This window comes from Lysinibacillus sp. LK3, from assembly GCF_001043675.1.
GTDB classification, from domain to species: Bacteria; Bacillota; Bacilli; order Bacillales_A; family Planococcaceae; genus Lysinibacillus; species Lysinibacillus capsici.
The window spans coordinates 130,566-156,681 of record NZ_LDUJ01000015.1; the positions used below are offsets into that span (position 1 = coordinate 130,566).

Here is a 26,116-nt window from a genome sequence, read left to right on the forward strand (position 1 = left end):
CTGGAGAGTATAAGCATTTTTCGTGTATTTCAAACGCTTAGTTCGTGTGATTCCACGCCATGAAAAAAAGATGCCCTCTAGAACATTTGGGCATCTTCATGATCAGCTATTTTTTAAAATAAGCTTCAATATCCTCATACATAAAGGGCGTTCCCTCTATTTTTTCATGGTGATTATGCAAGGCTGTCATTCGATTGATGATCGGGGCTAATTTTCCTTCATCCTCCTGCGTCAAATTAAAGGCGACGCCATAAGAATAGATTTGGTATTTTTCTTCTAAGGTCCATCTAAAAGTACCCTCTAGGTTAAATGATTGATTCATTAAAATAAAGCTAAATTTAAATTTCATCGTTTGATTAACGGGTAGCTTCAAAGAAGAGCGAATCTTCATGCCGCCTAAGCTAATATTTTCAATGATGATCGGGGTATGACCGATATTAATTTTTTGCTCATTCATTTCGATAATTGTCATGAAGCCCTTCACATAGGCCGGGAATTGAAAACGATAATATTTGCGTCGCTCCACCACAGGTTTTTTATGAACAATCGCTTTTTGTGGTGTTAAAATGCCTTGTGCCAGCATTTTTTCAAAAGCTTTCGCGGGAACAGCCTTCGTATAAATACTACCTTGCAAATAATCACATTCTTGCTGCTTTAAAAAGATAAATTGTTCGTAACTTTCAACTCCTTTTGCCACAACCTGAATACCAAGCATTTTGGCTAAATAAATCGTTGCTGAAATGAGTCCATTTTCAATCGGACGGTCATGACGAATTTCACGGATAAACGCTTCATAGATATGGAGTGTCGTTGGTTGGAATGTTCGCAATGATTCTAAGGATGAGTAGCCTGTTCCAAAATCACCAATAGCAATTTTGACACCGATGTCTTGTAATTCTTTAAGAACGGTCATCACACTTGTACTATTTTTTAAGATGGTACTTTCGCTAATCTCGAACTGTATATAATGAGCGTCAATCGAATTTACCTGTAATTGCTCTTGGACAAACTGAATAAAGCCCTTTTTCATCAGACGGATTGGCGATATCTTAATACTAATTGTTCGCAGCACATGCCCTTGCTGCTTCCAGTGCTGTAACAACGCACATGCTTTTTTAATCACCCAATCTGTAATGATGTGAATCATATGGTTTTCTTCCGCTAATGGAATAAATTCACCAGGTGACACAAGGCCCCATTCTTTATGATGCCAACGAATTAACGCTTCTGCACCGTTGATAACCCCCTTTTGCGGCTCCACCAATGGTTGGAAATATAATTCGAATTCCTCATTTAACATGGCTTGTCGCATATCTCGGTCTAACACATACTGTTTATAGGAAGTAATATCCTCTGTAAAGGCATAAATATGAAAACGATTCCTTCCCTGCTGTTGCGCATAGCATAAAGCTGAATATGCATTTTCTAATAAAATGTTTCTCGTTAAGCCCTCCTCTGGATAAAAAGCAATACCAATGCTAGCAGATAGGTGCAAGCGATAGTCTTTTATCGAAAAAGGTGTATCAAAGGTTTTCAGTATACGGCTAGCCAGCGCGTAAATATGTTGCTTGCTCACATATTTTTTAATGACAATGATAAAATGCTGATTGTCTAAACGTGCCATGTAACTGTGATCATCTGTTAGTGTTGAAAAGTAGTTAGTCACCGTGCGCAGAAGCTCATCACCGATTTTCGTACCTAGCGCATTATTTAAGATATGAAAGCGGTTAATCGAAATATATAATAGTGCGAAGGGTTCGCCAGCTAAGCATAAGGTATCAACTTTATCATGTAAGCTCAAGCGATTTGGTAAACCTGTCAATTCATCATAATACACTAAATAATTAAGCTTCTTTTCTCGTTCAATCTCCTTTGTAATATCAGTTACTAAGCCGAAAATATGGTTGACCTCCCCTTGCTGATCTAGTCTCGGCACAATTTGCTCCAGCAACCACTTTGTCTGATTCTCCCCCGTTCGGATACGATAAATCACTTGATAGCTTTTGCCTGAAGCGAGATGATCAGTATACGCTAATACCTCCTCACGATGTGCAGGATGAATCATATTAATCCATACTTCTGAGTCATCATAAAGCTTAGCTAATGGAATACCAAGAATTCCTTCCAACCCTTTAGAGGCGAACAGCATATTGCCTCGAATGGAATCTCGCATCCAAATCCCTGCATCTAAATTGTCAAAGATAGAATGATAGTTGGCTAATGTATCATTTAGTGTTTTCTCAAGTAGTTTGAAAGCCGTTTCGTCTTTGACAACCCCAATCATCTTAAAGGGCTTGTCATCCTTCCATATGACTTCGGCGGCTGCCTGTAGAAAACGCAGTTCATTGGTTTTACCGTGATAAATTCGGAAATCACTGTCAAAATTAGTCCCTTTTCGAGCATGATTAAATGCATCATATGTCCTTTCATAATCATCTGGATGAATGAACTGGAAAACGTGATCAATACCATCGTTATCTGAACGTGCAAAGCCAAAAATATGATAAAAGTTATCTGAGCAAAACAGTTTGTCATGCTGAATAAAGTACTCCCAGCTCCCAACTGCCGCAATATGCTGGGCGTAATTTAAATGCTTCTCATGTAGCATTAACTGATGCTTCATGGCTGAATACGTGGACATATCTTCAATGATTAAATAGAGCCCCTCCGCCTGATTGTCGTCATTTTTGATTGGTATAAACGTCAGTACGAGGCTTAGGTTTTGTCCTTGATGCTGTAGTCTTTCAATATCAATCTTGACCGACTTTCCTCGTAATGTTCGATTGAACGCTCTTTTTAATCGTTTATAATCTACATCAGTCAGAATTTTCTTGAAATCTTCTGCATGACTAGGTCGATATTGTAATAGCTCATAGAGTGCTTCTTGATTGACGTAAATAATTTCGCCATCTGCCGAAAACACAATCATCATATCGGGGTGATACTTGGCAAAGGACATGGCATATGAAAATAAACGATGGTCTTGAGCTGTTGCCAGCGCAAACGTATGCGGTCTTTCTTCTTTTGTAAAAAACTGCTTTAATAGATTCGGCTTTTTCATCCATCTCACCTTCCCTACTTTTTACCCACTACTTATTTATCAATTCCCCCAAAATACAGTTTAAAAACTACTATTTATAAAAGAGAAAGAAAAGTTTCATCGACCGTTTTTCGCTGGAGAAGCGCTCTTTTTTATTAAGTGATGCCCCTATCCAAAGAAATAGTTCATATGTTTTTCTTAAGGTACTACGATTAATTCCATATCCAATAGCCAGCGATCAATGGCTTGCTTTGGATAATAGACTTTGTCCCCTACCTTTACATGAGGGATTTCGCTTATGTAACTATTTGATCCATCTGGCACTTCTGTTAATTTTAGCACTTCCATTACACTGATTCCTAAATAATCAGCTGCCTCTTGTTGTGACAATAGCTGGTGTTGCACGGATTCCTTTGGCTGCTCTTTTAAACTAGTGGCGATGAGCCAGCTTCCTATTAAAAACGACACGGCTAATGAGAAAATCGCCATTGCTATGCTATATTGTTTCAATTCTATCCTTCCTTTCTCATCAAATTTTACCATTAATTCAATAAAAAAAGATGCTCTCTAAGCCTTTATAGACTTATAGAGCATCTTTCTATTAATAAATGATTATTTTTGGATAAATTGTTGTGTCCAGTAGTTACCTGATTTCACATAACCTACACCGATGTGTGTAAATTTACCGTTTAAAATGTTCGCACGGTGTCCTGGTGAGTCCATCCAGGCTTGTACTACTTCTTGTGGTGAACGTTGACCTTGAGCAATATTTTCACCTGCAGCTTTATAAGCGATACCTAAAGCTTTCATACGATCAAATGGTGAACCAAATGTTGGGCTCGTATGTGAGAAATATTTATTTGTTTGCATATCTTGTGATTTTTCACGAGCTGCAGCCATTAATTTTGCATCTGTTTGAAGTGGTGATAAACCAGCTTTTGTACGCTCAGCGTTTGTTAATTTTACTACTTCTTGTTCAAATGCGTCCACATCTGAAGTTGTTGTTGATGGTGTTGAAGTAGTTGGTGGTGTTGCTGGCTTTTCATTTTGTGATGATTGATTATTATTTGGCTTTGTTGGTGTTGTATTATTTGTTGTTGGCGTCTCATTAGATGGTGTAGATGCCTGTGGAAGTTTAATCGTCCACTTATGATTATTGTTTGACCATTTATAATAATAAACATTACAGTTTGTTGATTGCTGTACGGAATTCCCCTCTGTTGTATTTGCAGCAGCAGAAGCTATTTGAATTGGAGCTGCTAAAAGAAATGTTGCACAAATTGCAGTTAGTGTTTTTTTCATGTTTGCAATTCCTCCTTCTCTGCCACTAATCGTAAGGGATGATTTTCATTAAAATCTTACCAACATCTGCTAACTACGCCAACGAAGAAGAAAATGCGCGAAAAATCACGTTTTTTTCGCGTTATTTTTTAGCAGGTTTCACCAATCTATGAAATACTTACGTTTGAAAGAGGGTTGACACCCCTCCTAAACTCGTAAATATTTTAGAAAATAAACAGCTGATATGAATAAAAAATGTATGTTTTATACACTCATTTTTTAATCGCCTTTCTTCATTACTTTCTTTGCATCACCCTGAGACGGCTAGTGTCGTAGCCTCATGTTAGCCTAATATTACAATTGTGTTACAAGATCGTTACATTTCATTTACATAAAAATAAAACAACCTGTGTAAAGCTACACAGGTTGTTCACGTGCAGAAATTCACTGGTTGCTTTATTCTTCAATTCTCCCCAATAACAGGTAAAGCACTAACATTCTCTCCAATAATAACAAGTTTTGCTGGCATTTTTATATATTCTGGGAGCCATTGCACCATTCCATAAGCATATTGGAACAACATTGGGTTTTTGATGCCCTTAATTGGTACATAGCCTTTCATACGATAAATCGTTTCAGGTAATGCACGCACCCAATCTTCAAACTGCTCCTGTGTAAATTCCTGATCTGTAAAATCTACTAAGCGAGAGCCCAGCTGCATTGAGGCTATTGGCGCTTTAACTATATCTGCTTTATCGACCTGTGTTGTTGCCTTCAGCCCCTCTAATAAGCTGAGTGGTACGCGTCCATTTGTCGTTTGCAATATAAAGGCATGAGGGTTCAAGCCCTGCAGTTCATAGACGACCTGACCTTGCTCTGCCTCTGTTAATAAGTCTGTTTTATTTGCTAACAATAGATGTGCATGGCGAATTTGCTCCAGAAATAAAGAGCGCACTTGTGGTGTTAATGTATCACGGTGTAGCCAGAGCTTAGAATCCGCCACCGTGATAATGCCTTTCACATTGAGCTGATCTGCAAAAAGCGGTGAATAAACGGCATCCAAAGCTTCTACAGGATGTGCTGCACCTGTTGTCTCGATAATGAGCACATCAAAATCACTATCTAATAGAAGAGATTGAATTTGTGCCTCTGTTTTTTCAGCACCCGAACAGCAAATACAGCCCTCTAGCATCTCCTTTAGCGGGATATCCTTTTCCACTGCCTGCGAGTCAAATGGCAGCTTCCCGAGCTCATTCATAATAACAGCAGGCTTTAATTTCTTTTCTTTTAGCTGGCGAATGACATCTGTCAGCATGGATGTTTTGCCACTCCCTAAAAAGCCACTAAATAGGTACACATCTTTCATATTAGTTCCTCCCATAAAAAAAGCTGTCGCAGATGCCGTGAAAGACAACTGTTGCGACAGCTACATTGTTAGTTTGTTGTTTCCTCTGTTTTTTCGGCTGTTCCTACAAGAAGCTCTTTCGCTTTTAGTAACTGAGGATCATCGGCTTTCATTTTTGCACGTAACGCATCCATTAAAGCATACGTTGTATTACCTGTTAGAATGCCTGTTTCTTCAAGGTTGTTCGCTGCTTGTAGTTTTTCTACTGCCTGTGCGGTATTGTCATCAAAGATCCCATCTACTTCACCAGGCTCATACCCTAGCACCTGAAGCATCTCCTCTGCTGCTTTCACAGAGTCAGATTGTAGGCCTGTCTTCATTTCTAAAGAGGCATTCAAGTATGGTAAAGAGGCATAGGATGGATACGCAACTTTGACATCAGGCTCAATTCCTTTTTCATTAATCCAGTTGCCCTTCGGTGTTAACCATTTACCTGTCGTAAATTTCAAATTAGAGCCGTCTTTTAATGGTGTAACATTTTGGACAGTTCCTTTACCGAATGATGTTTCACCAACAACTTTAGCACCAACTGACTCTTTTAATGCTCCTGCCAAAATCTCAGAGGCTGAAGCACTGCCACTATCAACTAGTACCGTAATCGGTAGGTTATATTTTTTACCTGCAATGGCATTTGTAATTTGAGGCTCCGCATCTTTTTCTTGTACCTGCACAATCGCCTTTCCTTCTGGTACAAAGAAATTAGAGATATCGACTGCAGCCTTTAGGTAGCCACCAGGATTTTGACGTAAATCTAATACAATGCCCTTCATTCCTTTGCCTTCATACTCAGTAAGGATTTTTTCAAGCTCTTGGGCAGTTTGTTCACTAAATGATGTAACTTGAATATGGGCAATATTGCCATCCAGCATTTCACCATAAACGGTTTCGACTGGGATGTCATCACGAACAATCGTCATTTGAATAGGTTCCGTATTTTCACCACGTTTTACCGTTAATTTTACGGGTGTTCCTTTTTCGCCACGAATCAGTGCAACTGCCTCTGTTGCACTTAAGCCCTGAATACTTTTCCCATCAACTGTTAAGATAATATCTTTTGGTAATAAGCCTGCCTTTTCAGCAGGAGAATTTTTGATAGGTGACACTACTGTAATATAACCATTACGTTCTTGGATTTCTGCACCAATTCCTTGGAAGCTTGAAGATAAGCCAGAATTAAATTGATCCGCTTCTTCCTTTACCATGAAATCGGAATAAGGATCGCCTAATGCATCAAACATACCATTGATCGCACCATCGACCACTTTTTCATCGTCAATATCTTGGTAATAGTTATTTTTCAGTAAATCAAATGCTTCATATAATTTTGTAAATTCCTCTCGTTCAATCGGAACTTTCACTTCTACTACTTTCTTATCACCAAAGGTTAACGCAAATATTGTTAAACCTGCCGTAATAAGAATTGTAAAGAACATTAGCATGATAAATTTAAACGGTTTCAGTTGTATAAATTGTCCTGCCGGCTTTATTTCAGCTGGAGTCGGCTCCTGCTGCTGTTCTGTACTTTCTTTTTTCTGTTCATCCATCTTGATTGTCACCACTCTCATTTACACTAACTTGTTGTCACACTACTACCATCTTAACAGGTTATCCAGAAGACGAAAAGAAAAAGACTGTCAAAATTTCATGACAGACCTTGTCCGATCATGCTTCATTCTAACTAGCATTCCAGCACCTATTCAGCCATCATACTACTAAGTTTAGGCATATTATGGTACTGCCTTTTAATTTTACTCATTTCCTAGTAGCAGTCAACAAAAAACTCAAAGAATCATAGAAATGCTATAAGAATATAACGTGCCAGTGTCCAAAAAAGTTGCATCATATCAGGAATTATTCATGAGTTTTTGCAGTTTTTTATATACGGAATGTACGGTTAATCGATGAAAGGCAATCAATTGTCCTTTATAAACTACTGAAAAAATACCATATGGTGTCGGTGATTTCTCCATCAGCTCTTCTCTCGTTTGAAGATCCAACAGCACTGGCTGCAAGCCTAATTTTTCGGCAGCTAATTGAATATTTTCCGTAGCGACGTCTACATATGGACATTGAAAGGAACGTAAAATCGTTAAATGAGGAAATCTCGTTAATCGTTCCTGCCAATTATCAGGAAAGTATGGCCGTTCAACGCTTTCATGAAATGGAAAGACCCATAATTCAAAATCATCGAGTGCTGTTGCCATATGTTGAAACTGGTGCTGTAAAAATAAATCCTTGCTTGGCGTCCAGGAAGTTTGGTCATTTGTAATGACCACCACTCCCTTTTTTCCACGTTCCTTGGCATCCTTTAAGCACCTCTTCAGTAATTGTGTACCATAGCCCTTCCCCACTGCACTTACCCATAAACAGTGAATCACCACATAGCCATCTGCATGTACAACTCTTGAAGAGTATTCCGCGTCTGTATATTCTATAAAACCTACTTGTTTTTGATTTTCGAGTACTTGTATGTAATGTAAGCCCTTTTCAAATTGTTGATTAAGCCATTTGTTTTTGTTCTGATAGCCCTCTGTTTTTTTCTTGCTTCGTAAACAAAAGCTGCCCTTCCCCTCTAACAGCTCACTATTCATTTCAATCAGCTCTACATGGTGTGTCAATGCTAGTCCCCCAATCCGTTGATTGTACTAATTTTACCATTTTTAGTGAATCATTCAACGATCATCGGAATCGCCTTTTCACTTGTTGTCGCATATGATGCAAGTAATGACAAATGTAAGGAGGAAAAACAATGGGGAGAAATAATAAACCGAGCCAAGGCAATGAATCCATAGAAATTTATGCGGCTAAGCTATCCTATATTGGCACAGCCATTTCAACATTAGGGGATGGTTTACAAACCATTGCAGCGGGACTCGCATTAGAAGCGCTCCAAAACGCGAACAATGATTCTTCTCAAACGAATAATGGCAATGGAAATGGGCATCAAACAGTTAAAATAGATAATATGCAGAAACAAATTGATTATTTAATTGCTGAGCTTAAACACATCAAAAAAATGTTTAAATAACCTTTACATAAAGAAAAGTGTTGAAGACGTTTCTGCTTCAACACTACTGTTTTTTTTCCATTTTCTTATGTGTCCTTTGGATTTCCAATAATTCAGAAACCGTCACAAACTGATAGCCCTGTTTTTCAAGCTCCGGTATGATTTGTTCCATTGCCTGAACCGTTTGTGCTCGATTTCCCCCACCGTCATGAAATAGGACAATATTGCCTGCTTTCACACCTTTTAAAACGGTATTCACGATGCGATGAACACCTGGGCTTTTCCAGTCAAGCGTATCTAAATGCCAAGACCACATAACAACCTTATAGCCTTTTTTTGAAATTGCATCAATCATCGCATCGGTATATTGTCCTTCAACTGGTCTAAATAATGTTGGCTGATAGCCTGTAATCCCTGCAATCACTTCATCTGTTTGCTGTATTTCTTTCATTAAATTGGTAACATTTGTTCTTAAAGGGTGTGTATAGGTATGATTGGCCAATTCATGTCCTTCTTCGTACATTCTTGTAATCAGCTCAGGATTTTTTTCTGCATTTTGACCGACAATAAAAAAGGTTGCTTTTGCATTATATTTTTCCAATACATCAAGGATATTCGCTGTATATTTGCGATGTGGCCCATCATCAAATGTTAAGGCAATGATTTTTTCATCTGTCTGAATTTCCCAAAGAATTTGACCTGCTTCCTCATAATACTTTCTTCCTTTATTTTCAGAAGAACTCACTTTTACATAAAAAAGCGACACCGTGATTAGACTAAGTGGTAGTAAAAGCAATAAAAACTTTTTCACATTTTCACGTCCCCAAATAATTATTTTCGTACTTTATTATTTGAGGATTTCCTAAAAAAATGCTTATGTTTCGCATTCATTCATTAAAATTTGGTGGTGGATATGATGTGCCAGATGTTGCATATACTCCTCTATCAACCATCCCAATGTCCTTTGTTGTTGATTCATCACACATGGCTGGGCCAATGTCTCTTCATCAAGGTGGTCCAGTACATACATGATTTTTTTGTTGATGCTTGTCCACAACATTAAAATATCTTCTATCGGTAATTCCTGATAGCCCTGTAACGCGACCCATTGTACTTGGTCGTATGTAGTCACTACATAGGGTGAAGCTTCATTCTGAATTTGAAGAAATCGTTCAAGATTGACAATAGCCGAATCACATAAATGACCGATTACTTCTTTTTTGGACCATTTTTTTGGAGCAGGTCGTTGTGTTATTTCCGCTTCTGTCATCACACGAAATACTTCTGGTACTTTTATAAGCCAATAATGTAATTGTTCAACTGTCTTTTGCACGAAGGTCACTCCCTTCTGAAACAATTGTTACGTAATAATCTAATAATGCAATCACTGCCTGCACCCGCTTATGTTCGATTTCAATTTTAAAGGAAATCCATATAATGGCGACATTAAAACTCAAGACGGCTAATGCAACGATTTGGACAAGCGACATGCCGATCATGAGTTTGCTATTCATGGTTGTAGCAAGCAATGTAAACATGGATAAAATAACACCACTCATGGTAATAAACATGGGCTTCATGCGTATTATCTCATTTGCCTGTACCTTTAACAGATGGACAATAAATCGCAGCTCTTGCCTTGTATATTGTTGCTGAAGGATAACAAAATAGGACTGATACACATCCTCATCAAGCTTTTTATGCAATATATTTTTATGCATCTTTTGCACAAATTGATCACAGAAATCGTGCGCCAACGCTTGCTCTGGCTGTAGCTGTTCTTCTTTATGTTCTATAAAAGCGACCCTCAAACCCCCTCACCCTCTCATATTAAAACTTTCACTCCATTTACTATATGAAGGAAAGAGAGCCGTGTAGTACGAATTGAAGCAAAGTCGTTTATTTTTGAGTGTCTTTTTGCCGCGCTCTACTTAATCCAAAAATAGCTGTTGCGAAAACAAAAACTACCGTACAAAGCCACATTATCACCCCATTCCAAGCGCCTTTAGCAATCGTAATATTCGCTAATAGCGCTATTTGCATGATACAAACGGCGATATAAAGCATAAATGTGTAATTCAACCGAGAACCTCCATTTTCTAAGATCCAAAAGCGAAAACAAGATCCGTCTCGCAAACTATTTCTCCATCTACCATTGCAATCCCTCTGCCTTTCCCAACAGCGCCCTTCACACGCGTAATCTCCACTTCTAGATGTAGCTGATCACCAGGCTTTACTTGCTTTTTAAAGCGACAATGATCGATTCCTGCCAATAAACCTAATCTTCCCTCATTCCCAGCCTTTGTCAGCATAATCACTGCACTAACCTGTGCTAATGCTTCAACAATTAGCACACCTGGCATCACAGGATACTGTGGAAAATGACCTTTAAAAAACTCTTCATTAATCGTTACATTTTTCAACCCCACTGCGCGCTTGCCCTCTTCTAACTCCACAATACGGTCTACCAAAAGAAATGGATATCGGTGTGGCAAAATAGCTTGTAATTGTTGACTTGTTAACATATGAATTCCTCCAACGTATTTTTTACAATCTTATTCTAACACTAAATATTAGTACTAGGTAATAAAATTTCATTAGTATTATTCATTAGTTTTCTGAATTATTTTTCATTATTTTTTCAATATTTCTTTATCGACAGCCACACAATAGCTAGAATATAATATTCCATGCATTCACCCTAGAATGATTAGTTTATTAGAATAGGATGGTTTCGCATGTTATCTTTTATCGCAATAGTTCTTTTATTATTTTTAATTCCAGGTCCTGCAGTAATTATTACCATTACACAAACATTAAAAAGCGGAAAAAAGAATGGTATTTATACAGCTTTAGGTATCGGTCTTGGTGACTTGGTTCATACATTAGCGGCTGTTTTAGGTCTCTCTGCTATTTTAATGAAATCAGCCACTGCCTTTGAAGTGGTGAAATATATTGGTGTGGCATACCTTGTTTACTTAGGCATTCAGATGCTCCTCACAAAGCCAAAGAAAATTGAGCAACCGACTGTCGAACAAAGTCCTGCTAGTACTTCATTCCGTCAAGGCTTTTTAGCAGAAATCCTCAATCCAAAGACGGCACTGTTTTTCCTAGCCTTCCTACCGCAATTTGTTCAGCATAACGAGCAATCTGTCACAAGCCAATTGCTAACACTCGGTATAACATTTGTCGTGATGAGTGCTTTATATACAATCCTACTCGCAGTAATTACAAGCTTCATTGGCGAAAAAATCTTTACAAAAACAAGCGGTAGCTCACGCTGGCTCGAAAAGACAGTTGGCTTCGTTTATATCGGTCTCGGTGTCCGTTTAGCATTACAGACACAAAGTAGATAAATTGGAGAAGAACACAAAAAGTGTTCTTCTTTTTTTGCAGGAAAATGGAGTTTTAATAGCCAATAATATTAAAAAGGAGGGTTACATTTGAATAAACGTCAAGAAAATCTATTTCAGCAGCTAGCCAATTATCGTGGCGAGCTGCTTCACTTACTCGAGCATGTATCAGAAGAAAAAGCGAACATCATCCCAGCTGGATTTCATAATAATATTCGCTGGAATATGGGTCATGTTTATCTCGATCAATATTTATGGATAGAGGCATTAACAAAGGAAAAGGATATAGATTTAGAAGCTCTCAAGAAATGGTTTGGCTTTGGTACATCGCCAAAGCATTTTGACGACGAAACGCCATCCTTTGAGGAATTAAAGAAGTATTTAGCTCAGCAGCCTGAACAATTAAAGGAACAGTACGGTCATCGATTGTCAGAGGAATTCCCTCCTATTGATATGGGTATGCAAACCATTGAACAAGTACTGTTACGCACCATCTTTCATGAAGGTATGCATTTACAAGCGATTTTAACCATTTATCGATGCCTAAACGAAGCAACAGACCTAGTTTGATACTGGGTCTGTTGCTTACTTGTTTATTGATAGTTTTCGAGATAGTTTCCTTTCTCAAAAATTTCTTTCGGACTTAAGGCGGTCCATTCCTCTATCGATACATTGGGATGCAAATCAAGATAGGATTTTACCATTTTATAGCCTTCACTATACCCATATTGATAGGGTATATCATTTCCACCTCTAATTATATCTAATGCACGATTCAGATCAGGCTTATCCAAATCTACTGCAACATCTGCCCAGTAGACTTTGTTATAATCTAAATCAACTCGCGTAAAGTTCAAATCAGGATAAACCAATTTTTCAAACATCACAGCCCTTCCTTCAAATATGAGATGATCTAACACTTTATCTTCACCACGTGGGCGGTTTTCAGTTGCAACACTATGATGATATTCATGAGCGATAATGGCCCTGATAGATTCATCGGTATAATATTTATTATAGAGGGCTGTTATTTTACCTGCACCAATCGTTACCATACTGGCGTTAACATCTGTGGCTGGAAACACACATACCGTTGTTTCATTATTAGTTGGAAGAAATTCAGAAGATTTGAATAGACCCTCTTTGAAACTCTTTTCAGTTGCTTCCCTATCAATTTTTTTGCTTAATAATTGATTTTCTTTCAATTGTGTGGGCGTGATATTCAACACCGTCTCAGCCATATTTATATATTCACCATTCTCAAAACATGCACTATAAACTGGATCAACAACCTCTTCTCGATAGATGTCCAATGGCGAACGATCTGGGTCACTTTCTACCTTTTCCGTATAGTTTTGAAAAAGCTCATAAGCATGAATAATTTTAAATGGTTGCTTTGTTTCAGGATGTTCGAATGAAACCGTGATATTTTCTACATCTGGTTTCTCATGAGAAGGCTTTTCTGTTTGTGCACAGGCACTAAGTATGAAGCATAACATCATTAATACGATAAAACCCTTTACACAATTCATCCTTTTCATCCGTCCTTTTCATCAGGAAATAATTTAACCATGCTAACGTTCATTAACGATATGCCCTGTCGCTCGACTGTTTGTGTTTGCATGATTTGGTATCCTTTCCGTTCAAAAAATGGTCTCGCTGTAAGACTAGCATCCGTGTAAATATGGGTAAGGGCAAGTTTTCTTGCGTCTGCTTCTAGTAAATCTACGATGGCTGATGCAATCCCCTGTCCTTGAAAATCCTTATGGACATAAAGTCGATCTAAATACCCCTCCATTGTCATATCCCCAAAGCCAACAATTTGATGATGCTTCCGTGCGACATAGGTCTTATTATGTCTTAAAGTCTTTTGCCAAGTCGCTACTTTAACTGGCTGTATGGCTAACGGTGCCCAAGCCTCCAATTGGGCCTGTGAATAATCTTTTGCGTTTACACTATGTACGGTTTCGTAAAATAATTGCAGAATTTCTTCTAAATCATCGTCATGATAGTTTGTAAAATGAAGCATCTATACACCCCTTTTCTCGCAATTTATTATACCAATGATAGGATATTTATGTAAAATTATAGCAAGCTTATAGATCCCTATAATCTATAAGCTTTTGTTCTACTGTTTCGGTGTATTGGCTGTCAGCGGATTCGCATTGGCAACTAATTGTACAGGTGTGGTTGTTTGTTGAAAGCTATCCTTTTGTCCTTGATTCGATTTTCCGTAGCCTTTCATCACAGCAAATAATGCTGCACCAACAATGCCCCATGTCAAAAACTTCATTTAAAAAACCTCCTTTCAGCATTAGTATTCGAGAACAAATACAGAATATACGCTGTCAAAAAGTTGCTAATAGCGGTGGTGACTTTGTATAATTTGTATTTCAACTTCTTTACTTTGATATCTAGCAACACGATGGTTTTAATCTAAATGACACACTGCAAAAACAAGTCCAATATTACACAACCTTTTCCAGCCAAAAGAAAAAATAGTAAAGTTTTTATTATATACATAAGAATATTATGGTAAAATTTCCGATGGTGGTAAGTGTTAAAGTATAAGGAGGTTATATACCATGAAAAAATTTTTTACAGGGCTATTTTTAACATCTACATTATTTGTAGCAACACCTGCTGATGCCGCAACGACACAAATCAAAATCGACGATGTTGTGGTAAAATCTGATACAGCACCCGAGCAAAAAAACAATCGAACGATGGTGCCATTACGAGTGATCAGTGAAAATCTTGGTGCGCAAGTTCATTGGCAGGATTCACAAATCACCCTTTCAATGGATCAAACAACCATTAAATTGAATCTTAATAACCGAACAGTCATTAAAAATGGTCAAAAAGAGCAATTGGATGTACAACCATACATGAAAAACAATCGCACCTATGTACCAATTCGCTTTATTGCTGAAACATTCGGCAGCCAAGTGCATTATAATGATGGCACAGTGAATATTACGACTGAACCATTGCTAATTGAAGATGAAAAAATCAAGGTACTACGCTATGAATACCATATGACAATGGGTGGTGTCATTCAGGACATCAAGGGCAATGCCTATCACCAAGCACTTTTCAAAATTTTCCAAGAAAAGAAAGGCGACAAAGTAGAGGCTCCGAAAGATTATTATTGGCACCTCAATCTAGAAACTCCTGGATCTTATTACAAGCTTGGTCAATTTGATTTTATGAGCCATGATCAAAACAGTGTTCGACAATATGATATCTATACATTAAATCAACCTTTCCCAGAGGAATTATTACAAGGCTATCCTGAGTATTTACTCCATGATTTCGATGGCGATAACTGGTATATTTTCTCTGAGCAAGCAGTGAAGTCAATACAGCAGCTGATTAATAGTGCATATAATAATGGCTTTAGCAAAATAATTAGTAATACAGTCGCTTAAAAAAATTTTTAATGGCAGCTATACACAACATATTCTGTAAAAAGATGTGCAAAATATTCATATCGACGATTGATTGATGGAGGTTTGCCTCATGCAGAAATTCCTATCATTAAGTATAGCGCTACTATTCCTTTTATCTGCTTGTTCGTCGGAAGAAGCTCCGCCCAGCGAGGAAGCAGAAGCCAAAGAACAGACCGTAAATGCGCAGCCAAAAGAAAATCTAAACGTTTTGAACGATGATCAAGGTTGGGTAATGGCTGAGTAATGAGAAAAGCGTGTTTGATATTTTTTATCAAACACGCTTTTCTTCACTATTTTTGTATAATCTGAATAAGGTTGCCACATGTATCATTAAAAACTGCTATTGTGACTTCTCCCGCTTTTGTCGGCTTAAGTGTAAATTCAACGCCTTTCTCCAGTAAACGGCTATACTCCTTTTCTAAATCAGCAACTCCAAACATTGTTGCTGGAATGCCTTCAGCGAAAATCCTCCTTTGATAGTCCTTTGCTGCAGGATGCTCATCTGGCTCAAGTAATAGCTCAGTGCCCTCTAAATCATCAGGCGACACAAGCGTTAGCCATCTATGTTTTCCTACTGGGACATCCTCCTTTTTTACAAACCCTAGCTTTTCCATATAAAATGCCAGTGCCTTTTCCTGATCTTGTACAAAGATACTGTTGACAATAATATTCAATTGCTTTTCCTCCTTTTAAGTCGTTTAAGAAGCATCCTTCACACGTAAACTTTACTCTACCCATCCTTTCAGTAAATCTTTAAGTGGTTCCTTATTGAAAAGAATGACTCGATATTTTCCCTTCCGCTGTGATAGGACGAGTCCAGCACTCTCTAAGACAGACAGATGCTTAGCAATCCCCTGCCTCGAAATGGAAAGTTCATGTTTCATTAGAAGACGCACCGTCAAATCATACAACGTCATCTCATCACACTCAGCCAGTTCATCTAATATAAGTCTCCGAGTCGAGTCCCCTAGTGCTTTAAAAATAGCGTCTTTATCCCAATTCATAGCTTGATTATAAGCAACTCTATGGTTGCATGTCAACTATAAGCAACTTGTCGGTTGTATGATTTTTGCACATGTGATCTCTTTATTTGGAGCTGGGATAATCCCTCGTGAGCGGAGTGCTACTCATTTAGAGCGGCTGCTTACCTTTTTCGAGCGCTTCTCTACTCATTTGGAGCGGCTGCTTACCTATCATGAGTAAAAAAACAGCAAGCCTGAGTTAGCTTACTCAGACTTGCTGTTTTTCTTCGATCGGTAACACTGTAGAATATTTAATTTCTCGTAAGGATAAATTCGTTTGAATTCTAGAAACGCCAAGCTTATTTAATTTTCGAATAAATTGATCTAAGTCTTGGCGGTCTCGAATTACGACCTTTAACAAATAATCATAGGCACCTGTTAAGCAATGACATTCCATAATTTCGGTCATTGTTTTCAAGCTGTTTTCTAACTCCTCTATTTCCTTCTCCTGATGAATATTTGTGCTCATAAATATATAGCACAATAAATCAAAGCCTAGTTTCTCCTGATTTAAAATCGCGACTTGTTGATCAATATAGCCTTCATTTTCTAGACGTTTCACCCTTGTATGGGTTGCTGGTGGGGACAGATTCACACGTCTAGCTAATTCCGCATTGCTAATGTGAACCTCTCGCTGCAAAATCGCTAAGATTTGCAGATCGACATTATCTAATCCTTTATTTTTTATATCCTCCATTGTTTTCTCCTCTTTTGATTATTTTTAGACAAGGAAGTTTTTAATGCGATTTCAAAATATTATTTTGATATTCATTAAATAACTTTCGATTATTTTGATTTTATTCAATTATACAAAATATTATACTGATAAATCACTAATAGTGCTATGATTCTTATTATACATAAAAGCAAGAGGAGTGTACCTATACTGTGGTTAAATTTTATATGGGCTTAATGCTTGTCACGAGCTTACTATGGGGAGGCAATTTTGTTGTGTCTAAGACGCTAGTGGCTCATGCCTCTCCAATGACCTTAACGTTGGTCAGATGGCTGATCGCAGTGATCGTCCTGCTACCGTTAGTTTGGTGGAAAGAAAAGAGATTGGTTCCTGCTAAAGCCGCTCTTGTGCCATTATTCCTGATGGGCATTACAGGTGTTGCCTTGTTTAATATATTTCAATTTTTAGCGTTGGAACGAACAACATCCACGAATGCTGGTCTTATTTCTACAATGAATACCATGTCCATCGCCCTTTTTTCCTTCGCCTTTCTGAAAGAAAAAATAAATGGCTTGCAACTTCTGGCGATGGTACTCTCTTTAATTGGTGTTTTTCTTGTCCTTTCGAAAGGAGATTGGCAGCTGTTATGGCACTTCCATTTGAATACAGGAGATTTATGGATGGTGGCAGCCGTTTGCGTATGGGGACTTTATTCTGTATGTAGTAAGTGGGCTATGCAAACAACCTCTCCGTTAATGGCGACATTGTATGCAGGTTTGTTTGGGGTACTCATCCTAGTCCCATTCACGATTACGGATTTTACCTTCTCCGAAATCGACTCCTCTTTCATCCTTTCGCTTCTTTATACAGGGGTCATCTCTACAGTAGTTTGTATGGTATTTTGGAATATTGGCGTTCAACAATTAGGTGCCACAACCTCTGGTATTTTTCTAAACTTTAATCCTATTTTTACAGCATTGCTCGCCTTTTTATTTATCGGTGAACAGCTAAGCTGGCTGCAAGGCATTGGGGGAATCATCGTGATTTTGGGATGCTACTTATTCACACATTTTAAAACGAAGACGCCTCAGGCTGTGCTCTAAATTTCTATTTTTCAAACTTGCAAATAATAAAAGATGCATTCCCCCTCTTAAAACTCATCGAGAGGCAATGCATCTAATGAAGTAGATGTTTTTTTGTTACTACCACAAATGAAACACCGTTCCTTCGTGAAGCTTGCTTACCATACGTAAACCTTGCCCATAATGGTGTTGCAATCTTATATGGGTATTGATTACTGCTGGATGAGCGTTCTTGAGGCTACAGTAGTTTTGACAATTGTCTTCATCCATTTCAACGCATTATCCGCTAAGGTGATTTCGAGATGGGTATCAAAATTGATAATACGAATATGTATCGTTCCCCCGTCAGAACGCTTTAACATTCCATGCTTTAATGCATTTTCAATTAATTGCTGGTAAATCAGTGATGGGATGAGGACAGTTGTCTCCGACTTTAGTTGCCATACAACCTGAATACGCTTGCCAAAACGCTCCTACTGTATATAGAGGTAGACTTGAACCAACCTAAGTTCATTTTCTAGTAGAACAAGTGCTTCCACATTTTGAAAATTACTGGACTCTCTTAAAAAATCGCTCAATGCCTCTACTAATTTACTTGTCCGCTCACTATTTAATTCACTAGATCCGACAGGAAGTGGGTCTTTTTAATGACGGTCCTTTTTTAGTGGATGGCTGAAAAAGCAAACCAGTACTCATGTCTATCCACACATCTACAAAATCATCTGAACAATCCATAAACTGGGTGAGATTAACCCTAGACTACAGGTATAATGAAAGAAAAACCAAAATTGATTGGAGATGCCATGAAAATTCGATTAGAAACATTAACACAGGGTGATTTTGAAAACTTATATGCATTTGAGGTTAAAAATAGGGCCTATTTTGAAAAAACAGTCCCAAGTCGAGGGGATGACTATTACGAATTACCAAGTTTCATAAGAAAAAATGACATGCTTTTAGAGGAACAAGCACAACAGCTATCCTATTTCTATCTAATAAAAAATGAACTTGAAGAAATTATAGGAAGAATCAATGTAATCGATATTGATAAGGATCAACGATTAGGCCATATCGGTTATAGAGTAGGACAAGAATTTAGTGGGAAAGGGGTTGCCCATACAGCCTTAGAATTAGTATTAGACCTTATGCGCCAGCAAGGCATGCTCATCATTGAGGCACAAACAACAACGAACAATATAGCCTCTCAAAAAGTATTAGAAAAAAACGGTTTTAAACAAGTGGATAGAAGCGGAGAATCATTTGAAATGAATGGTCAAAACTTCACTTTTACTTATTACCGGTGGATTAATTCCTAGGATGATCTGACAAACCGTATTGTCAGATCATCCAATTTAAAAGAATGTGCCTAATCTAATGAGACCTCTTTAATCGCTGTTTTCAATTCCTCTAAACTCTTAATCATTTGCAGTAAAGAATGATATTCAGCTGCATTCAAGTGATCACCATGCACTGTTATGTATCTTTTTATGCTACTTTCCATTGTTTGAATCTCTAGCAGAGCATTATACTGAACGTCAGGTTCTTGGTGTCTACTCTTCTCTCTATTTTGTTGGTTTGGATTTTGGGGCACTGCGGTTTGATAGCTCCTTTAACATCTTGTATACCTCCATAGATATACATATTTTGCATGACAAATTACTAATAACGAAGGGTAATTATAGTATAATAGTTACCTTTTTATTCCTTTATAATTGTAAAAATACAATTATCGAAGCCTATTTTATAATATAGCACTCTACAAATCCTATACAACGCAAAAAAATCAAAATGAGCACCTAGCCATCTTGATTTTTTGCAGGTGGAAGCCAATAACTTTCACACCTTTTGTGGTGGAATAATGCCTGTTACAAGTAAAATAAAGAATACCAATCCAATAAGGAAAAATATCAGTGACGCTATAAATACGGGCCCAAGTTTAACCTTGAACCGTTCTCGCTCATGAATGATCCCTGTTTGTGCACTCACTTGGGATGTATAAAGCCTTGACATCGCTCCACCGCTACTTGAAAAGTAAAACGTTCCTAAGGTAAAGGCAATGCCCGTGAAAAACATCACTTCGATAAATCGCACAGAGAATATTGTGGCAACCCAGTACGTCAACGATATTTCTACAATCCATGCAATGATGATAATAATCATGTGTTTCCGTGGCATTAAAGGAGCCCCTTCCTTTTTTCTTTAGCTACTTCTACGCATCTTTTTAGAAAAAGTTTCATTTTTCTAAATATATTGTCTATAAGACTTATTCTGTTCTTAGAGATCATCAATCAATTGTATTAATTGTTGTTGAGTGAGTTCGCCTTTTACGCTGTGCTGTAATTTTCCTTCTTTATCAAAGATAAATGTACTAGGATAATTCACCACTTCAAACGTTTTCTGTAGTACTCCCTCTTCGTCTAGGAAGATAGGAAATGATAAAGCATAAGTATCCTTAAATGCTGCCGCCTTCTTATAGCTATCATAGGCTGTGGCATTGATGGCTAGCAGCTCGACATCCTTTGATTTTTGTTGATAGAATGCCTCTAGTTCAGGTGCTTCCTGTTGACAAGGCCCACACCAGGACGCCCAAAAATTCACTACTACTATTTTGCCCTTATATGCTTCAAACGTTGTGGAGGATTGATCTAGCTTTGTTAAAGCAGTTTCATAATTAATTTGTTTGGTGCCATCCTCCAAAACAGTCATAGATGGTGTAAGAGATGCTTGGAAAAAAACATTTTTTAATGCCACACCAATAAAGATTGCTATGATAAGTGCAGAGATAATGAAACTTATTTTTTTACGATTCATACTTACTCTCCTTTTAAAATATACAAATATTTGTATATTTTACCATACTATCAACTAACAGAATATGAACTTTTTATAAAAAATAGCCCCTACTCTAAAAGTAAGGGCTACTCTTTCTTACGTGAAAGATGTTTTATTTTTATAGGCAATCACACTTACGAGAAGTAGCATACTAGCTGAAAGGAAAAAAACAACTCGTATCCCATACCATTCTGACAACATGCCCATCATTAAAGATGAAAGGCCGAATACCCCTGTCACAATGACATTCAACGATGTATACACCGTTGGTAATTTCTCCTTTGAGACACTTGTTTGAATGATGGTTTGCTGTGGAATGTTTTTTAATTGCCCACATAAGCCAATCAGCAAAGAACAGAGTAAAGCCATCAATGGTGTGATACTAACCGCAAAGAATAATGTAAAAATAGCGGACAACAGCGCACCTCCACTTATGAATATAGCTTTCTTACGCTCAATAAATTTGGTCCATTTTAAACAAATCATACTCCCTATAATCATGCCAATAAAAAAAATGCCGTTGAGATAACCCCACCATTGAGAAGAAGCCCGCAATGCTTCTTCTACAAAAACAAGTAAAATCGCTGCGACCCACACTGCACCTGCCATTGATTCCAGTAAATCCATTCGTGCAGCTACCTTTAGTACAGGTGTTTGATGGATGGATTGCCACCCTTGCATAAATAACACCCATTTCTTTTTTTCTGGACGTTCCATACGTGCCACATCTGGTAAAAGCTTTAAAAGCAATGTTGCCATGAAAAAAAGGACGACAACGCCCCATATAAGCTGTGATGGTGTAAAGAGAAGCAGCAAGGAACTGCCAACAAACCAGAACCCACCTGAATGGACTGGATAACCGTTTCTGCAATACTATTTGCTCGCAATAAATCCTTTTCTTCCACATAATGAGGCAGCAAGGATTGACGAATAGGATTGGCACAACCATCCAAAAACGCAACCATCGCAATCAATAAAAACACAAAGCCAATCATCGGCTGGTCGCCTACCCATTGTACATACAAGGCAAGGCCCAAAATGACAGCGGTTTTAAATCCTTGAGAAATAGTTAGCAATTGATTCAACGACACTTTTGTCGTAATAAGAGGTGTTAGCAAACTGGAAATCAACATACAAGTAGTAATAATAAACGGTACGAAGGAAGTAGCAATCGCCGAGTTGGTGAAACGATAAATTATACTAATCACGCTTACTATATAGAGAATATCACCAATATCCGCTAAAGATTGACCTGTCAATAAAAGTGAAAAAGATCGGTTTTTAAACACGTTTTATCCCCCAAAATTAAGATTTTATTTTTTCTTGGGAGATTTTTAAATTGGACGAACCTGCATGTCTGAACTCCTTTTTACGCCTAGTTGAAAAAACGATGGGGGATTTCATTTTTTTCAAATTTCTATGCGTGATTTTGATTAAATTTCATGAAAATTCTAAAGTATTTATCTTATTTTAGCATTACTTCCACTTTGTTGCCAGCACGCAAAAAGACCAGGTGTTCTCAAAAAATTTGAGCCCTGGTCTTTTTGTGAAAAGTGAAACCTACTAGTTTGCTTTAGTGTTTTGTATTCTACTAGTATAGTAGTCGTGCCAGCTTGGCAAAGGTTACACATTTTTGAAGAAAAATTCACGAAACTTATTTTTCTTGTTTAAGTTGTTCGCCTTTAATGTCTGGTTGTAAGGAGCAACTGCGACAAACACTTTGGCTTCACCTATTATTTTTATGAATTTAAGCTACTGCTCACATTTTCCTTACAATATAATGCTACGGACAATGGATCAAGCTATCCTATTATTTCACAAACAGTTTTGATATTTCTTCAGGTGGATATGGTTTGGTTAAGTATTTTTTAATTTGAAATTGGTCCACCATTTCTTTTACCTCATCTAATGCTGAGGATATAATAATCGGTATCTCTTTTGTATGCTCTCTTTCCCTTAGTGCACGGACTAAATCCCAGCCGCTCATTTCTTCGCCCAGCATTATGTCAATCACAATACCAAGTAAAGGCGTATTGAGTGTATCTTCAAAAGCTTTTTTTGGGTCATGATGATGAATCACGGTAAAGCCCTTGCTTTTTAGCTCTTCAGACAACAATAGAGCTAAGCTTAAGTCATCCTCAACAAGCATAATGTTTAAGCCGTTGCTATCCTCCATTACATCCTCTTCATCGAAGGTGATAGTGTTATTTGCGAGTGGTAAAGTAAAGTACACAGTAGTACCTTGTCCCTCTTCTGACTCTATCCATATTTCTCCCTCATGCTTTAAGATGATTTCTCTACAAATGGAAAGACCCAGTCCAGTTCCTCCTATTTTACGTCTTAAACTATTATCGATTCGTTTGAATTTTTGGAACAACTGAGCAATATCCTGTTTAGATATGCCAATCCCCTCATCTTTTATACTCACTTGGATGCTATTATTTTTGTTTTCTAACAAAATCTCCACATCCCCACCTTGTGGAGAAAATTTAATCGCATTTCCTATTAAATTAATAAATAATTGGACGAGTCTATCTTGATCTGCATTGACATAGACCTCTCTTGCTTTATCAATTAGATGGACATTATGCTTTTGCTCATGTCGGAAGCGATTGACAATTTCAAAGGCTATTTCATTTAATTGTAGTGTCTCCATGTTATATTGCTGCTTGCCTGACTCCATTCGCTGTAAATCCAAGAAGTCATTTATAAGATTGGTTAGTCGTACCGCTTCTCTATGAATTGTATCGATATATTTATTTTGTCGTTCGGGTTTTATATTTTTCGTTAACAGAAGCTCTGTAAAGCCAAGTACGCTCGATAAAGGCGTTCGCAGTTCATGACTTACCGTACTCACTAATTCCGATTTCATTTGATCTACTTCATATTCTCTTGTAATATCACGATGCACAAAAATGGTGCCTACTTTTTCCTGTCCATCAAAAAGACAAGTTGCATACACCTCGACAAAGATTTCATGTTCAGCCGTCATACAATAGCGGCATTTTCGTGTCTCCTCAAAGCTCTCCATAATAGATGCCTCTAAAAATTCAATTAATTCATCAGGTTGGGCACTACATTTTTGAAAATGCTGTAGCCAATCCTTTTTAGGGATACTTGTTTCTGTTGTCAAGTTAAGGAGGTTGACAATACCACATAGCGCTCTATTGATAAGAACGGTATCGCCTGTAGCAGAAACTAACTGGATTCCTTCGTTGACATTATCAATAATCGTTTGATTTAACGTCCTCGATTTTTCTACCTCTTCATACATAAGAATACGTTCAAATGCGATGGACACACGATTTAATAATCCGTTTAAACTATCTATATCCCGATCATTATGGGGATGCCCCTCTCGTGTCGCCATTAAAATAGCGACTAGCTCCCGTTTAGAATTAAACACGGAAGAATACAAGTCATAGGCATAATAAGACTCTTGTGCAATTCCTTTTTCATTTGCTGTCAATTGACGTGTAATAACAAAGGATTTTTCCTGCTTTAATCGTGCTTGTTTATCCATGCCAAAATTTTCAACTAGGGCTGCAGCAGATTGGTGTGATAAACCTTTTGTCGCATAAACATTGCCCTCCATCCAATACAGCACACTCGTATCATATTGATAAATGTCGTTTAAATAATTATGGAGATTATCGATTAGTTTCTGTTTATTTAACGTAAAGGTTAGTACATGATTTAATTGATTATACTTTTCTAAATAATTTAATGAATTTTGTAATTGTAGCTGATTTTCTTGAAGCTCGTCCTGCTGCGCTAAAAGCTCCTCATTTTGAGTAGTCAGTACCTCTTCCTTATCCTGAATGGAGAGTATCATTTTAAGAAATGAGTTCGCTAGAATGCCTAACTCATCCTCCTTTTGTACAAGATTACCTAAATCAATAGATTTCCCTGACGCCAAAGCGTTTGTCGCAAGTGTTAATTGTTCAATTGGTCGAATCATATTATTCAGCACTCTTCGTAAAATGACCCCAACAAATAGTAAAATGAGACCGCTAATCATGAGCGAAATAAAAGTAAATAATTGCCCCTGCTCCACTGTCTTGCTAAAAATTTGGTTTAAGGAGTGGTCTGTTTTTTTCTTATAGGATTTTGTATAGGCAATAAATTTATTGACAAGGTCATTTGCGCCACTATTCGAAAGCTCTCGCAAAGCCTCATAATCCCCCATCTTCGCAAAGCTTAACCCTTTTGGGAGAGTAACCGTTTTATAATTATAATGAAAATCAACTAGCTCATTATAGAGCCCTCGTTCTTCTTCCGTTAAATCCAGTTGCGAAAACTGCTGTAATAGAACTTCGAACTTCTCCAAATTTTCATACAATAGCTTTAATTCCTGCTCATTTTGAAAGGCATAGTAGCCCCTTGCTCGAAAAAATATGCCATTAAAATTTTCTTCCAATTCATCCACAAGCATTGATTTTTCATACATTTGCTCTCTCTTCTGCTGTAAGGCATTTTGACTTGCATTGACTACGACAAGAAAGGCAGCAATGATGATTAAAAAGCTAACAACTAGAAAAAGCAGCATTTTAAAGAATTGGCTGCGTATACTTTTATTCAGCAAGGGTGTCGACTTAATCATTTAAGATGTCCTCCACCAGGTTCATTAGCTTAATGGGACTAAACGGTTTGGACATAAAGTAATCTGCCCCTAAATCAAATACCTTTTGACGATCACTTTCCTGTGATTTTGCTGTCAGCATGAGAATAGGCATCGACATTTTAATCTCTTGTGGGAGAAGCTCGATCACCTCAATTCCTGTTAAATTCGGCATCATATAGTCGAGTATCATTAAATCATAGGAGCTTTCCATCATTTTTTTTAGGGCTTCTTCGCCATCCTCTGCCTCATCAATATCAAATTCTAAATCTTCTAATGTTTCACGTATTAACATGCGTAATATTTCTTCATCATCTACTACTAAAATTCTAGCCATCCTGTCTT

At 37.5% G+C, this 26,116-nt stretch carries 32 protein-coding genes; 7 read left to right on the forward strand and 25 right to left on the reverse strand.

What is annotated here, in order from left to right; translation table 11 throughout:
* Positions 1-106: 106 nt before the first annotated feature.
* The 6 genes from VK91_RS11730 to VK91_RS11755 form a co-directional block, all read right to left on the reverse strand.
* Complete coding sequence (locus VK91_RS11730) at positions 107-3,061, reverse strand: EAL domain-containing protein (RefSeq protein ID WP_048392908.1); 2,955 nt, start codon at positions 3,059-3,061, stop codon at positions 107-109.
* A 177-nt stretch (positions 3,062-3,238) separates the two neighbouring features.
* Entirely contained in the window at positions 3,239-3,550 is a 312-nt protein-coding gene (locus VK91_RS11735; protein ID WP_048392911.1) for a helix-turn-helix domain-containing protein, read from the reverse strand.
* A 102-nt stretch (positions 3,551-3,652) separates the two neighbouring features.
* Positions 3,653-4,342 carry a CAP domain-containing protein gene (locus VK91_RS11740; protein WP_048392912.1) on the reverse strand — a complete coding sequence of 230 codons (690 nt, stop codon included), beginning with the start codon at positions 4,340-4,342 and terminating at the stop codon, positions 3,653-3,655.
* A 442-nt stretch (positions 4,343-4,784) separates the two neighbouring features.
* Complete coding sequence (locus VK91_RS11745; RefSeq protein ID WP_048392914.1) at positions 4,785-5,687, reverse strand: CobW family GTP-binding protein; 903 nt, start codon at positions 5,685-5,687, stop codon at positions 4,785-4,787.
* A 68-nt stretch (positions 5,688-5,755) separates the two neighbouring features.
* Entirely contained in the window at positions 5,756-7,270 is a 1,515-nt protein-coding gene (locus VK91_RS11750; protein ID WP_048392917.1) for a S41 family peptidase, read from the reverse strand.
* 300 nt (positions 7,271-7,570) lie between these two features.
* Entirely contained in the window at positions 7,571-8,344 is a 774-nt protein-coding gene (locus VK91_RS11755; RefSeq protein WP_048392919.1) for a GNAT family N-acetyltransferase, read from the reverse strand.
* A gap of 131 nt (positions 8,345-8,475) precedes the next feature.
* Between VK91_RS11755 and VK91_RS11760 the strand changes: the two genes are divergently transcribed.
* Positions 8,476-8,754 (forward strand): hypothetical protein, encoded by a 279-nt coding sequence (locus VK91_RS11760; protein WP_048392921.1) that lies wholly within the window; start codon positions 8,476-8,478, stop codon positions 8,752-8,754.
* 43 nt (positions 8,755-8,797) lie between these two features.
* Here the strand turns inward: VK91_RS11760 and VK91_RS11765 are convergent, their stop codons facing one another.
* The 5 genes from VK91_RS11765 to fabZ all read right to left on the reverse strand — a co-directional run bounded on the left by VK91_RS11765 (position 8,798) and on the right by fabZ (position 11,258).
* Positions 8,798-9,544, reverse strand: coding sequence for a polysaccharide deacetylase family protein (locus tag VK91_RS11765; RefSeq protein ID WP_048392923.1), 747 nt, complete (start codon positions 9,542-9,544; stop codon positions 8,798-8,800).
* Positions 9,545-9,607: 63 nt separating this feature from the next.
* Positions 9,608-10,066, reverse strand: coding sequence for a DinB family protein (locus VK91_RS11770; protein WP_048392925.1), 459 nt, complete (start codon positions 10,064-10,066; stop codon positions 9,608-9,610).
* Complete coding sequence (locus tag VK91_RS11775) at positions 10,050-10,544, reverse strand: hypothetical protein (RefSeq protein ID WP_048392926.1); 495 nt, start codon at positions 10,542-10,544, stop codon at positions 10,050-10,052. Before VK91_RS11775 ends, VK91_RS11770 begins: the two co-directional genes overlap by 17 nt.
* 88 nt (positions 10,545-10,632) lie before the next feature.
* Positions 10,633-10,815 carry a hypothetical protein gene (locus tag VK91_RS11780; RefSeq protein WP_048392928.1) on the reverse strand — a complete coding sequence of 61 codons (183 nt, stop codon included), beginning with the start codon at positions 10,813-10,815 and terminating at the stop codon, positions 10,633-10,635.
* A 17-nt stretch (positions 10,816-10,832) separates the two neighbouring features.
* A complete protein-coding gene (fabZ, locus tag VK91_RS11785) occupies positions 10,833-11,258 on the reverse strand; it encodes a 3-hydroxyacyl-ACP dehydratase FabZ (RefSeq protein WP_048392930.1) in 426 nt (141 codons plus the stop codon).
* A 213-nt stretch (positions 11,259-11,471) separates the two neighbouring features.
* On the opposite strand from fabZ, the gene VK91_RS11790 reads away from it, so the two are divergent.
* Positions 11,472-12,089, forward strand: a complete 618-nt coding sequence (locus tag VK91_RS11790; RefSeq protein ID WP_004230157.1) for a LysE family translocator — start codon at positions 11,472-11,474, stop codon at positions 12,087-12,089.
* An 87-nt stretch (positions 12,090-12,176) separates the two neighbouring features.
* Positions 12,177-12,656 carry a DinB family protein gene (locus tag VK91_RS11795; protein ID WP_048392932.1) on the forward strand — a complete coding sequence of 160 codons (480 nt, stop codon included), beginning with the start codon at positions 12,177-12,179 and terminating at the stop codon, positions 12,654-12,656.
* A 23-nt stretch (positions 12,657-12,679) separates the two neighbouring features.
* Here the strand turns inward: VK91_RS11795 and VK91_RS11800 are convergent, their stop codons facing one another.
* From VK91_RS11800 to VK91_RS22880, 3 genes are all read right to left on the reverse strand, one after another.
* On the reverse strand, positions 12,680-13,618 hold the full coding sequence (locus tag VK91_RS11800) for a DUF2268 domain-containing putative Zn-dependent protease (protein ID WP_048392981.1): 939 nt from the start codon (positions 13,616-13,618) through the stop codon (positions 12,680-12,682).
* Positions 13,619-13,623: 5 nt separating this feature from the next.
* Positions 13,624-14,115 (reverse strand): GNAT family N-acetyltransferase, encoded by a 492-nt coding sequence (locus tag VK91_RS11805; RefSeq protein WP_048392934.1) that lies wholly within the window; start codon positions 14,113-14,115, stop codon positions 13,624-13,626.
* Positions 14,116-14,214: 99 nt separating this feature from the next.
* Positions 14,215-14,379, reverse strand: coding sequence for a hypothetical protein (locus VK91_RS22880; protein ID WP_004230164.1), 165 nt, complete (start codon positions 14,377-14,379; stop codon positions 14,215-14,217).
* A gap of 292 nt (positions 14,380-14,671) precedes the next feature.
* Between VK91_RS22880 and VK91_RS11810 the strand changes: the two genes are divergently transcribed.
* Positions 14,672-15,517, forward strand: a complete 846-nt coding sequence (locus VK91_RS11810; protein ID WP_048392936.1) for a copper amine oxidase N-terminal domain-containing protein — start codon at positions 14,672-14,674, stop codon at positions 15,515-15,517.
* A 91-nt stretch (positions 15,518-15,608) separates the two neighbouring features.
* On the forward strand, positions 15,609-15,782 hold the full coding sequence (locus VK91_RS22885) for a hypothetical protein (protein ID WP_197078723.1): 174 nt from the start codon (positions 15,609-15,611) through the stop codon (positions 15,780-15,782).
* A gap of 46 nt (positions 15,783-15,828) precedes the next feature.
* On the opposite strand, the gene VK91_RS11815 is transcribed toward VK91_RS22885, so the two are convergent.
* The 3 genes from VK91_RS11815 to VK91_RS11825 form a co-directional block, all read right to left on the reverse strand.
* On the reverse strand, positions 15,829-16,212 hold the full coding sequence (locus VK91_RS11815) for a VOC family protein (RefSeq protein ID WP_048392938.1): 384 nt from the start codon (positions 16,210-16,212) through the stop codon (positions 15,829-15,831).
* A 51-nt stretch (positions 16,213-16,263) separates the two neighbouring features.
* On the reverse strand, positions 16,264-16,542 hold the full coding sequence (locus VK91_RS11820) for a helix-turn-helix transcriptional regulator (protein WP_048392983.1): 279 nt from the start codon (positions 16,540-16,542) through the stop codon (positions 16,264-16,266).
* Positions 16,543-16,768: 226 nt separating this feature from the next.
* Positions 16,769-17,257, reverse strand: a complete 489-nt coding sequence (locus tag VK91_RS11825) for an Lrp/AsnC family transcriptional regulator (RefSeq protein ID WP_048392939.1) — start codon at positions 17,255-17,257, stop codon at positions 16,769-16,771.
* A 206-nt stretch (positions 17,258-17,463) separates the two neighbouring features.
* Between VK91_RS11825 and VK91_RS11830 the strand changes: the two genes are divergently transcribed.
* Positions 17,464-18,339 carry a DMT family transporter gene (locus VK91_RS11830; protein WP_231595645.1) on the forward strand — a complete coding sequence of 292 codons (876 nt, stop codon included), beginning with the start codon at positions 17,464-17,466 and terminating at the stop codon, positions 18,337-18,339.
* Between the two features lie 452 nt (positions 18,340-18,791).
* On the opposite strand, the gene VK91_RS22700 is transcribed toward VK91_RS11830, so the two are convergent.
* Positions 18,792-18,896 (reverse strand): hypothetical protein, encoded by a 105-nt coding sequence (locus VK91_RS22700; RefSeq protein WP_155483363.1) that lies wholly within the window; start codon positions 18,894-18,896, stop codon positions 18,792-18,794.
* Between the two features lie 225 nt (positions 18,897-19,121).
* On the opposite strand from VK91_RS22700, the gene VK91_RS11835 reads away from it, so the two are divergent.
* A complete protein-coding gene (locus VK91_RS11835) occupies positions 19,122-19,634 on the forward strand; it encodes a GNAT family N-acetyltransferase (RefSeq protein WP_048392985.1) in 513 nt (170 codons plus the stop codon).
* A gap of 50 nt (positions 19,635-19,684) precedes the next feature.
* Here VK91_RS11835 and VK91_RS11840 read toward each other — a convergent pair whose 3' ends face one another.
* From VK91_RS11840 to VK91_RS11865, 7 genes are all read right to left on the reverse strand, one after another.
* Complete coding sequence (locus VK91_RS11840; RefSeq protein ID WP_048392944.1) at positions 19,685-19,909, reverse strand: hypothetical protein; 225 nt, start codon at positions 19,907-19,909, stop codon at positions 19,685-19,687.
* A 245-nt stretch (positions 19,910-20,154) separates the two neighbouring features.
* The gene (locus VK91_RS11845) at positions 20,155-20,493 is read right to left on the reverse strand and encodes a hypothetical protein (protein ID WP_048392945.1); all 339 of its coding nucleotides are present in this window, start codon (positions 20,491-20,493) and stop codon (positions 20,155-20,157) included.
* Positions 20,494-20,592: 99 nt separating this feature from the next.
* The gene (locus tag VK91_RS11850; RefSeq protein ID WP_048392947.1) at positions 20,593-21,129 is read right to left on the reverse strand and encodes a TlpA disulfide reductase family protein; all 537 of its coding nucleotides are present in this window, start codon (positions 21,127-21,129) and stop codon (positions 20,593-20,595) included.
* A 117-nt stretch (positions 21,130-21,246) separates the two neighbouring features.
* On the reverse strand, positions 21,247-21,909 hold the full coding sequence (locus tag VK91_RS23325) for an MFS transporter (RefSeq protein ID WP_369700620.1): 663 nt from the start codon (positions 21,907-21,909) through the stop codon (positions 21,247-21,249).
* The gene (locus VK91_RS23330) at positions 21,891-22,439 is read right to left on the reverse strand and encodes a hypothetical protein (protein ID WP_369700621.1); all 549 of its coding nucleotides are present in this window, start codon (positions 22,437-22,439) and stop codon (positions 21,891-21,893) included. The genes VK91_RS23325 and VK91_RS23330 overlap by 19 nt, the downstream gene beginning before the upstream one ends.
* A 521-nt stretch (positions 22,440-22,960) precedes the next feature.
* Positions 22,961-25,753 carry an ATP-binding protein gene (locus VK91_RS11860; protein WP_048392949.1) on the reverse strand — a complete coding sequence of 931 codons (2,793 nt, stop codon included), beginning with the start codon at positions 25,751-25,753 and terminating at the stop codon, positions 22,961-22,963.
* A complete protein-coding gene (locus tag VK91_RS11865; protein ID WP_048392951.1) occupies positions 25,746-26,108 on the reverse strand; it encodes a response regulator transcription factor in 363 nt (120 codons plus the stop codon). The genes VK91_RS11860 and VK91_RS11865 overlap by 8 nt, the downstream gene beginning before the upstream one ends.
* Positions 26,109-26,116: the final 8 nt, after the last annotated feature.